9 protein-coding genes and 1 riboswitch are annotated in these 9,775 nt (G+C 56.8%); of the genes, 2 read left to right on the top strand and 7 right to left on the bottom strand.

The genetic code is table 11. The features are described 5' to 3' along the window. Nucleotides 1-651 precede the first annotated feature (651 nt). Nucleotides 652-981, top strand: a complete 330-nt coding sequence (locus tag DU506_RS13450; RefSeq protein ID WP_114487425.1) for a TraR/DksA family transcriptional regulator — start codon at nt 652-654, stop codon at nt 979-981. Nucleotides 982-1,189: 208 nt separating this feature from the next. On the opposite strand, the gene DU506_RS13445 is transcribed toward DU506_RS13450, so the two are convergent. From DU506_RS13445 to DU506_RS13420, 6 genes are all read right to left on the bottom strand, one after another. Then, a complete protein-coding gene (locus DU506_RS13445) occupies nt 1,190-1,627 on the bottom strand; it encodes a low molecular weight protein-tyrosine-phosphatase (protein WP_114487424.1) in 438 nt (145 codons plus the stop codon). Between the two features lie 50 nt (nt 1,628-1,677). Next, a complete protein-coding gene (locus tag DU506_RS13440) occupies nt 1,678-2,304 on the bottom strand; it encodes an ElyC/SanA/YdcF family protein (RefSeq protein ID WP_235825619.1) in 627 nt (208 codons plus the stop codon). A 19-nt stretch (nt 2,305-2,323) separates the two neighbouring features. Next, complete coding sequence (locus tag DU506_RS13435; protein WP_114487422.1) at nt 2,324-3,655, bottom strand: O-antigen ligase family protein; 1,332 nt, start codon at nt 3,653-3,655, stop codon at nt 2,324-2,326. A gap of 275 nt (nt 3,656-3,930) precedes the next feature. Beyond that, nucleotides 3,931-4,899: a magnesium transporter CorA family protein gene (locus tag DU506_RS13430; RefSeq protein WP_114487421.1), complete on the bottom strand. Its 969-nt coding sequence runs from the start codon at nt 4,897-4,899 to the stop codon at nt 3,931-3,933. A 33-nt stretch (nt 4,900-4,932) separates the two neighbouring features. After that, on the bottom strand, nt 4,933-6,309 hold the full coding sequence (locus DU506_RS13425; protein ID WP_114487420.1) for an SLC5/6 family protein: 1,377 nt from the start codon (nt 6,307-6,309) through the stop codon (nt 4,933-4,935). Beyond that, a riboswitch (TPP riboswitch) is annotated at nt 6,299-6,414 on the bottom strand. (Overlaps the previous gene by 11 nt.) Before the next feature lie 101 nt (nt 6,415-6,515). Continuing rightward, nucleotides 6,516-7,112 (bottom strand): peroxidase-related enzyme, encoded by a 597-nt coding sequence (locus DU506_RS13420; RefSeq protein ID WP_114487419.1) that lies wholly within the window; start codon nt 7,110-7,112, stop codon nt 6,516-6,518. Nucleotides 7,113-7,309: 197 nt separating this feature from the next. Here DU506_RS13420 and DU506_RS13415 point away from each other — a divergent pair, with 197 nt between their 5' ends. Then, nucleotides 7,310-8,002 carry a hypothetical protein gene (locus tag DU506_RS13415; protein WP_114487418.1) on the top strand — a complete coding sequence of 231 codons (693 nt, stop codon included), beginning with the start codon at nt 7,310-7,312 and terminating at the stop codon, nt 8,000-8,002. A gap of 88 nt (nt 8,003-8,090) precedes the next feature. On the opposite strand, the gene DU506_RS13410 is transcribed toward DU506_RS13415, so the two are convergent. Continuing rightward, the gene (locus DU506_RS13410; protein WP_114487417.1) at nt 8,091-9,590 is read right to left on the bottom strand and encodes a CoA-acylating methylmalonate-semialdehyde dehydrogenase; all 1,500 of its coding nucleotides are present in this window, start codon (nt 9,588-9,590) and stop codon (nt 8,091-8,093) included. Nucleotides 9,591-9,775: the final 185 nt, after the last annotated feature.

The raw sequence follows: 9,775 nt of genomic DNA, 5'->3' as shown, positions 1-9,775 counted from the left end.
AGCATTTCCAGAAACTGGAACTGGTCATCAACAACGTCAAGTTCCAGGACGGAGAGCAAGTAATCGATCAGTCAGACAGGAACGCCGCCTGACCGTCGTACACCAGATTTGACAATAACTCCTATAAAAGTGAGACTTAGTGTAATAAAGAAGGGGGAAAATCATGTTAGACAGGGTTAATCGGAATAAATTATTTAATCTTTAAAAATCTTCATATTTAAAATCAACTGCTTATAAAATAATAAAATATATTTAACAATTTAATATGCGCATTAGAAAGTTACCTTGTCATGACTCAAAAAAAGCCTGTCACCAAAGAACACTCCGCAACAGAAATATTACTTACATATAGTAAAGTCAACGTTGGAATACTTACTTGAGAAAATACTTACAATAAGAAATAGTCTCGAGACTGACATGCCGAATCGGCAATATTGCAGGAAAGTCCAGCAGGGGTAGGAAGAAGGAGCAAAGCGTAGGCATATGGAGCATAAGCCCATCCGTACCCACCGTACCTGCTATGCTCCTTATGAAGCGTTAAAGGAAGTTATGCAAAACAAGCGTGAGCATGACGTGGTATAAGTCAAAAATAACTTATTTCACATGCCATTTAATGGGGCCACTCCCCTACCGATACCGCCAAGGTGCATCATGGCTACACTAGACAGGAAGACTTTGCTGGAAGGGTTGCGGACAGAACTCCAGGAGCGCATACAGTGCTACGAAGATCATCAACATCGTACCAGTGGCGCTCTGGACAAAGACATCGAGGACCAGGCGCTGGAAGTCCAGAACGACGAAGTGGTCGAACGGCTGGATGATGAAGCCAGGACAGAGCTTGCTCAGGTCGAACGGGCGCTGGCACGTATCGATGCCCAAGTCGGAGATCGTTGCGAAGAATGCGGCGATCCGATCGCACCTGGGCGCCTGGAGGTTCTTCCCTACACGACTCACTGTAAGGACTGTGCTGACTTGCAGTAGTGGCAAAGTCTCCTACGCACTCACGCAGGGATCACCTACTGCTTTTACTTGTGACGCCTTTATCATTGGAGCTAAACCCTACCGGACACCTCATTAAGGTGGCAGAAGATAGTCAGCCTGATGGTCAAGAAGCGGCTCATGGCCGTCGTTCAGATGGGGGTGGCAGGAGGTGAGTACCTCACGACGTTATCTAAAATCCGACAGACTGCTAAAGTTTTTCAGCCCAGCCGAGAGTGGCATCTTTCAGCAGCGTATGAACATGCTCGAAGATTTCGACGTTCTTGCGGTAAGGGTCGGGGATATCCTGCCCTTTGCCCCCGTCCAGCCAACGGCCGAGCAAGAGTGTCTTGCCCAAGGCTTGCGGTGCTTGTTGTCCCACGGCACGACGCTGGCCTTCGGACATCACCAGAATCAGATCGGCTTCCTGGATCATTGTCGCTGTCAGTTGGCGCGCCTGGTGGTGAGAAACATCCAGGCCATCGGCCTCGGCCAATTCACGCGCAAGCGGTGAAACGGGCTTACCTACCAATGCGCCCAGGCCAGCGGAACCGATCTGACGCTCGGGCAGTTGTTGTCTAAGAAATGCCTCAGCCACAGGGCTACGGCAGATGTTGCCGGTACAGACCACCAGAATACGCTTGAACATGGCTTACTTATCTCCCGGTAAGCAAAGGTGCAGGTGTTTAAATGTCACGTTCAATGCTCCCACTGAATGGCAAGCAGTCCAAGTGCTTCGTAAAGGGCGCGCTCGGTCTTGCGCAACTCAGGTGCGGAGGGCACCCAATAGGCTAGCCCGAAGCCCTCGGCCCGATTCGCCAGATAATGCGTAGGGGCAGCCACGGGAACCAAACCGGCTACCTCGAAATGACGTACTGCGCGTGGCATATGTGACGCTGAGGTCACCAGCAACACTTGAGCGCCTCCACCGAGTAACGCCTGTACCGCCTTGGCCTCGGCGGCCGTATCGTTGGGCGATGCCAGCTCCACGATCCGCTCTGGGGGCACTCCCAGTGCCTCGGCGGCTTCGGCATAGCCATGGGCCATGGTCATTTCCGGACCCGGACCACCCCCTGAGACCAACAACGGCAAATCTGGACGCTGATGCCAGAGCCGCAGCCCTTCCATCAGGCGTATCCCCGAACTTTCGCTGAGTCGCCCGGTTATCGACCAGGACCGCTCCGGCTGCCAACCACCGCCCAGCACCACCACCGCCTCGATTTGCCGCTCTTGCGGCCATACCGTCAAGGCGGCATATTTCGACTCCATCGGCTCCAGCAGGGCATCCGCCACCGGCGCCCAGGCAGCCAGCAATAACAATAACATGGCCGTTATCATCAGGCTGTCACCCAGACGATAGCGGCCCAGCCGGCGGATCATCCACCCGGTAGCAAAGGTTACCGCCATCAGAGGCATCGGCATCAGCAAGAGGGCCGTCAGGCTTTTGATTAGAGAATACATGGTGCCTATCTTGTGGGACTTTCCCCGGGACTTGAACCCAAAGGAAAATCAGCCAGCCGGAATACACCGCAATTCCTGCGGGATACGCGAAAAAAGAATAACTCAAGCCAAAGCCCATAAAAGCGACCGGTAGCAACACGCCGGCCACGGCAAAGGACCGCTGGACGGGGTTTTTGGTGCGCAAACCCGGTAGAAAACGCCATAAGGGAACCAGATACAGCGCCAGCACCATCAAAAAGCCCGGCAAACCTCGGCGTACCCAGGCATCCAGAAGGTCGTTGTGGGCATGCCAGTAATTGCCTAACCCGGGGCTTAGAACGCCCTTTTCCTCGAGTGCTTGCATGGCGGGTTGATAGCCTTGGTGGCCGTAGCCCACCAAGGGACGCTCACGGATCAACACCAATGCGCCACGGTACATTTCCAGACGAGCCCCAACGGAGCCATAGTCGGTGCCTTCGATGTAGCGATGCACCTCGGCCACCGCCTTGTCCACTCGTTTCTCCACACCACTTTGCGGGATCACGTACATTGCCATGATGAGCGCCAGCACCGCACTCAGTGCCAGCCAGCGCCACGCCGCCGGCCATCGGCGAGCATAGCCGCCATAGAACACCCCTATTACCAGCGGCAAGGCTAGCCACCCACCCCGCGTGCCGGAAAGCGCCGAGGCCAGCCCGCCTCCCGCGGCGCCACTCAGTAACAGCGCCACCCAGAAAAATCTTGTGGTTCGCTGTTGCCAGGCCCAACCCAGTCCAGCCAGACATAACAGGGCACTCAATAACGCAAGATTGCCGAAGAAGATGGAATGTAGCGGTGGATGCCCTGTGGCACGGGTCAACCCCTCCACCAGCTTTTGCCACGCAGCCCAGCCACCCACGCCCAAGCCACTCACAGCCAGCCCTGCCCACCATGCCAAAGGCCGTGGCGGAACTGCGCGAAGCATTACCAACACCAGAGCCGCGAGCCAGGCCGCGCCCGCCAATGGCAAGGCTTGCCGCAAGCTATCATGCCAAGCGCCTGCCGCAAGCTCGACCATGCCCACCCCTAACAGCAACGCCAGCAGGAGACCATCGCCGTGTCCTATTGCTTGCTTTAAACAGCACTGCCCTCGCCGCTTATTCCAGGCAAGCAGCCCCCACACCAAGGTGATCGCCAACCCCAGCCAATAGCCCAAGGGCACCAATAGCGGTAATGCGGTGATTGCTACAGCCTGCATGCATTGTTTGCCTTGTAGGTCATAGGAGTGCGTGTGCTTTAATATTCCACCCGATCCTCGCCTACAGAAACTCGCTGGACGACCTTGTCTAACGGGGAACGAAACGAAATGCTATGACTGGAGGCCAAAGGTAACACCGGCGGCAACCCAGTGCGGTGCCAAAACCTCATCATGGTCTGGGGATTTTTCTCAGGCTTTAGGCACGCCGAGCCTCCTACTTAACCATCAGCTGAGGCAGGAGTTACTTGATCGGTTAAATAATCAGCGGGCTTGAATCAAAACCAGCCCTTGCGGCGAAACAGCCATATCAAGCTGATGCCAATTCCCAGCATCACGCCCCATACCACGAAATAGGCGTAGCGAAAGGTCAGCTCAGGCATATATTCGAAGTTCATCCCATAGATGCCGGCGACGAAGGTCAGTGGCACGAAAATCGCGGTAATCACCGTCAAGACCCGCATGGTGATATTGAGCTGGTGAGACGCAATCGAGATATAGCCGTTCACCAGGTCGCCGCAGATGTCGTAATACATCTGGGTCAGGCTATAGAGACGCTCGAAGCGTTCATAAACATCATTGATCGCGTGCAGCGTTTCGGCAACATCGCGCGGAAGGTGGCGATAATCATAGGCGATCAATTCCTGGGTAATCCCCTGGTGATAACTGAAGATGCGCCGCATCTTGACCAGCCGCGAACGGTACAGGGTGATGCGACGCATCAATTCATCGTTACCCGCTTCCAGCAACTCATCTTCAAGGTCACTCAGCTCGGCTTCAAATTCCAGCAGCCCATCAATGTAAAACCCGGCCGAGATATACATCACCTTCAGCGCCACCTGTTCCGGCGACTGCAGCAGCAGTGCCTTACCCTGGTCGTTATATAGCCGCTCGACGCTTAGCGCCATGCCCGGGTGAAGGCTGATCAAGAAGCGCTCGCCAATAAAGAAGCACAGCTGTTGCGGCACGTAATTGAGTTTGCCGTCGAAGGAGGAAATTCCCCGATAGATGACCAATGTATGCGTCTCGAATTCTTCGATCTTGGGCGGATGGCGCGCCCGATGCGCATCATTGATTGCCATGGGGTGGCAGTCGAAGGCTTCCAGCAAGGTACGCTCGCTGTCCTGCGTTTCCCCCTGCATATCGATCCAGATATGCGCATCCGTCGACTCCCGCCAGGTAGCGATCAGTTCCTCGCCGCCCTGGCGGGACTCGCCATCAGGGAAAACCAGCATTGTGCGTAACATACCACCTCCGGGGTTCAACGAATCATCACTTGGCTACTGCTTTCGCGGCATGAGCCAGGCAAGCAACAGGCTGATCAGGGTAGAGGCGACAAGCGCGCCCAGAAAAGGCGCCAGGGTGGGGATGCTGTGGGGGAAACTTGCCGCCAGTATTCCCTCGATCAAGCTTCCCTGGGTCACCCAGCCGGGCAACACAGCGCCGAGCATACCCGCCACACCGCCAGCCACGGCGGAGAAGGCGCTCATCCGCTGCCACAGACCCAATAACACAGGCACCACGATAGCCGCGCACAACAAATCGGCAATCAGGAACAGCCGCAGTACCGAAAGCCCCTGCAAGGCCACGATGACCACCGGCACCATCAGCGCCACCGTCACCAGCCGAGCGGCACCGATCGACAACCCGCGCTTGCCGGAATCCGCCACCACCAGGGAAGCAATCCCGTTTTGCAGGGTGTCCACACTCGAGGCGACCAAGGTCACCGCCAGCACCAAGGCAGGTAGCGCCAACCAGGCCGGGGCCTGGCTGAGCAAGGCAAAAAATGGAATCGGCGGTTCGCCCAGTGCTACACCGCTCATCGCCGCCAGCATCCCCAAGCCACCGACCACCATCACCACAATGACGGTAATACCGCCGCCCAGCCAAGCGCCTTGCCCCAAGGCTCTATCATCACGCGCCGCCCACACCCGCTGCCAATACCCCTGGTGAAAGAGATTGGCCGCGGTGACCGCGATCACCAGAGTCAGGGCAACGCTCAAGGCCCCGGCGACCGGGATGGCAGGCATCACCGCATCCACCGGCATCTCGGGCAAGCGCAACCAAGCGACGCCTCCCACCAGCGCCAGCAAGGCAATCAACAACCACGCTTGCCAGCGGTCGGTAGCCAGACTCGCCCGCAACCCTCCCAGGGCCGTGTAAAGCAGTGTGGTCAGCGCCACCCCTATCACCACCAAGGCCGGCGGCACGTCGGAAAGCAAGGCGGTAATCGCACCGATCGCGGTCAACTCCGCGGCAAGAAAGCAGGCCATGTAAAGCACCGAGACCAGCGACACCCAGCGGCGCACCCCGGCCCCGTAACAAGCTTCGGCAAACTCGCCGATACTGCGCCCTTGCGGTAAATGACGGCGAATTTTCGGCCCATAAAGCCCCAGCACAATGAACGGCAGCGCCGAACCGATGGCATAGCCCGCCAGGGCCAGCGGGCCGACAAAGGCACCGATTTCCGGCGGCGCGAACAGTATCCACGCCCCCATTCCCGATGCCAGAAACGAGAGCCCCAGAGTCGAGGCATTTTGTGAGTTACGTGCCGTGACGTAATCATCCAGGGGACCGTCGACACGGCGCGCGCGCAGCCCGAGAAACGCAAAACACATGAGTGCCGCGACGAGCACGGCAGACGTCAGGTAAGGCATGTCGCACTTCCTCCGCCGGTATCAACCGGATCAGGTTCCAGGGTCAGCGCCTTGCGCTATCTCAGTCCCGCCTCGCAATGCAGCGGGACTCCCCTGGCGACAGTGAGTGGAATGTAAAATCAGCCGAAGCCGAGAGCGGCATGATCCTTTAGCCGTGCTGGATTTGCAAAGTTGTCCCAAGTTCAGTCGACAGAGCGTGGCATCTCTTACATGGCCGGCTTGTCTCTCGGCACACGTCCCATCAGATAGAACTCTTCATTGGGCGGTGTTCCAGCAAGTGTGACCAGGCGATTGGACAAGCTGAAAAACGCCGCCACCGCGCCGATGTCCCAGATATCGTCCTGGGTGAAACCGGCCGCCATCAGGCGCGCCTCCCAATCGCTGCTCAGCTCGCCCACGTTCAGGCTGCAGTGCATGGCGAAGTCCAGCATTGTCTGCTGGCGCTGGTTGATCGATGCCAGCTGATAGTTGATCGCCACCTGGTCGGCAAGGAGCGGATTCTTGCTGTAGATGCGCAACAGGGCGCCATGGGCCACCACACAATACAGGCAAGCATTACGCGCGCTGGTGGCCACCACGATCATCTCTTTTTCAGCCTTGGTGAGAGTATCGGACTCGCGCTCCATCAAGGCATCGTGATAAGCGAAGAAAGCCCGAAATTCCGCCGGGCGATGTGCCAGCATCAAGAAGACATTGGGCACGAAACCGGCCTTCTCCTGTACCGCCAAGATGGTGGAATGAATATCTTCTGGCAACTCTTCCAGGGTTTCCGGAAGAGGAAAACGACTGATCGGAATACTCATGATGCTTCCTTTTTTTATGAAACAGCGTTTTTATGGAACAGGCTTTTTATGGAGTAGCGTTTTTGTGAAGCAGGCGTCAGCATGACAGCCTGGCTCTTCCAATTCTCGACCCCTCTCGCCATACTGCGTGTCATTATAAACAATCATAAATCTGCGCATTTATCGCGCAATACCCGATAAGAACAAGGGAAGCAGTTATGCGTTACACCGAAGCCAAGGAACATACCCCGGGTCGTCTGCATGAACTGTTTGCCGATCCTTATCATGCGTTCGGCAATGATGCCGACGAGCGACAACTGCATATTCGTATCATGTTGCACTTGTTGGTAGCACGCCCTTTAAAGCGCGGACACCTCACTCTCAGGGTGATTCATGGCTGGGAAAACGGCGGCTTCGAGCCGCAAGCGCTGCTCAATGCCGATTATCATCTAAACAGCATCAGCGATTTTCAAAAAGCGGTGGACGAATTCACCCTCGCCACGCAGAAAGGTAGCGCTTTTCCCAGCGACGATCTCTCGCTGCTGGCCAAACCGCTGGATGCCGCTATCACCAAGGCTCACGCCAAGGGCCAGGTGCTGGATACCGAAACACGTACCATTCCCGCCCGCTGGCCAGCTTTTGAAGAGGGACTGGCGCTGTACACCTTCTTCAAGATTTATCATCGCCTGGTTTACAGTGAAGACGACTCCTACCGTTGCGCTCACTGTGAAACGCCTCAAGGGCTACGCGAGATACACGAATTCCATCTGGAAGAAGGTGAGTTTGCCGTGGTGATCCCTCCCGGCCCGGACTACCGCACCGAAGAAAGCCTGTTGATTCTTCACGAAAGCCAGCTGGTTCCCATGGAAAGATTGCTCACGCAATCGATTCCCCTGTTCGAGAATTTCTGACACCGCTCAGCATACCGACTCATGCACGGACGAACGGCCCCGCCTTTGCAGACGGGGCCGTTCTTATAACGCTACCTCCAACACAATTCTAACCTAACGAAATGGTGCTGTTGATGCCGCTGGAGACGTTTTCCGGCTCGAACCAACGCGCGGTAACGGTCTTGGTCTGGGTCCAGAAAGCGATGGCCTGCTTGCCGTTGGGACCCATGTCTCCCAGCTTCGAGGCCCGTGAGCCGGTAAAGCTGAAGTAGGCCACCGGCACCGGGATAGGCACGTTGATACCCACCTGACCGACATCGATATCGCTTTCATAGCGACGCGCCACCCAGCCGGAATTGGTGAAGATCGAGGTGCCGTTGCCATTGGGGTTGGCATTGACGAAGGCAATGGCGTCATCCAGCGTTTCGACGTTGACCACACAGAGTACCGGGCCGAACACTTCTTCACGATAGATGGTCATGTCGGCGGTCACATCGGCGAACAGGGTCGGGCCGACGAAGTTACCCTTGGGATAGCCTTCCACCTCGCAGCCACGCCCATCAATCATCAGCCTGGCGCCTTCCTTCTCACCCACCCCGATCAAGCGTTCGACACGCTCCTTGGCGGCGGGCGATACCAGCGGGCCGAGGTCGGCGTCACGCTGGGTACCGGGGCCGACTTTCATGTTACGCGCGCCTTCGACAATATCTTCGAGCCACTCACGTGCATCCCCAACCAGCACCACGACGGAGTTGGCCATGCAGCGCTGACCGGCGGCGCCGAAGGCGGAACCCAGCAGATTGTTGATGGCCTGGCTACGGTTGGCATCCGGCATCACCACACAGTGGTTCTTGGCGCCCATCATGGATTGCACACGCTTGCCCGCGTCACTGGCGCGGCGATAGATGTGCGTACCCACATGGGTGGAGCCGATGAACGAGAGGGCCTTGATGTCCGTGTGGTCGCAGATCTGATTGGCGACATCCGGGCCGCCATGCACCACATTGAGCACCCCTGCCGGAATGCCCGCTTCGTGAGCCAGTTCGACCAGACGCATGGTAGAGCTGGGGTCCTGTTCGGAAGGCTTCAGAATGAAGGTGTTGCCGGTGGCAATGGCCAGCGGGAACATGAAGCACGGCAGCATGATCGGGAAGTTGAAGGCGGTAATACCCGCCCCCACGCCCAGCGGCTGGTGCATGGTGTAGACGTCGATCTCGCTACCGGCGTTCTCGGCCAATTCGCCAAGCTGCAGGGAAGTGATCGAACAGGCGTGCTCGATCACTTCCAGGCCACGGCCCACCTCGCCTTCGGCATCCGGCAACGTCTTGCCGTGCTCTTCGGTGATCAGTGCGGCCAGCTCGGAAACGTTATCGCGTACCAGCGCCTGGAACTTGAGCATGATACGCATGCGCTTGCCCAGCGACGTCTTGCGCCAAGTCTTGAAGGCTTCCTTGGCGCTGGCAACCGCCTGATCGACTTCTTCAGGCGTACAAAATGGCACTCGGGCGACCACTTCCTGGGTAGCCGGGTTGACCACCTCGCGCCATTCCTGGCTTTTTGATTGAACCGGCTGGCCATCGATAATCATGGGGATTTCGCGGACGGTCATGGCGTTGCTCCTATAAATTATTGTTTGCCTATCAATTTTTCGTTTGTTAGACGTTATGTGTACAAACACACGAATAGTAGTAACGAGGAGTCTATCCGCAGGTCGGATTGCCTGACAACGGGCACTCAGGCACATTGTTTGTGCATAATTGCACAAACAGCTACCCAAAACAGACCCCTTACGTT

This window comes from Vreelandella rituensis, assembly GCF_003336665.1.
In the GTDB taxonomy this organism is placed as follows: Bacteria; Pseudomonadota; Gammaproteobacteria; order Pseudomonadales; family Halomonadaceae; genus Vreelandella; species Vreelandella rituensis.
Note: the sequence above shows the minus strand (reverse complement) of the source record. Positions and strands in the feature narration are given on the sequence as shown.

What these genes read in the sequence shown, in the direction of transcription:
- DU506_RS13450 (WP_114487425.1), top strand. Translation starts at nt 652, where the DNA reads ATGGCTACACTAGACAGGAAGACTTTGCTGGAAGGGTTGCGGACAGAA.
- DU506_RS13445 (WP_114487424.1), bottom strand. Translation starts at nt 1,627, where the DNA reads ATGTTCAAGCGTATTCTGGTGGTCTGTACCGGCAACATCTGCCGTAGC.
- DU506_RS13440 (WP_235825619.1), bottom strand. Translation starts at nt 2,304, where the DNA reads ATGTTATTGTTATTGCTGGCTGCCTGGGCGCCGGTGGCGGATGCCCTG.
- DU506_RS13435 (WP_114487422.1), bottom strand. Translation starts at nt 3,655, where the DNA reads ATGCAGGCTGTAGCAATCACCGCATTACCGCTATTGGTGCCCTTGGGC.
- DU506_RS13430 (WP_114487421.1), bottom strand. Translation starts at nt 4,899, where the DNA reads ATGTTACGCACAATGCTGGTTTTCCCTGATGGCGAGTCCCGCCAGGGC.
- DU506_RS13425 (WP_114487420.1), bottom strand. Translation starts at nt 6,309, where the DNA reads ATGCCTTACCTGACGTCTGCCGTGCTCGTCGCGGCACTCATGTGTTTT.
- DU506_RS13420 (WP_114487419.1), bottom strand. Translation starts at nt 7,112, where the DNA reads ATGAGTATTCCGATCAGTCGTTTTCCTCTTCCGGAAACCCTGGAAGAG.
- DU506_RS13415 (WP_114487418.1), top strand. Translation starts at nt 7,310, where the DNA reads ATGCGTTACACCGAAGCCAAGGAACATACCCCGGGTCGTCTGCATGAA.
- DU506_RS13410 (WP_114487417.1), bottom strand. Translation starts at nt 9,590, where the DNA reads ATGACCGTCCGCGAAATCCCCATGATTATCGATGGCCAGCCGGTTCAA.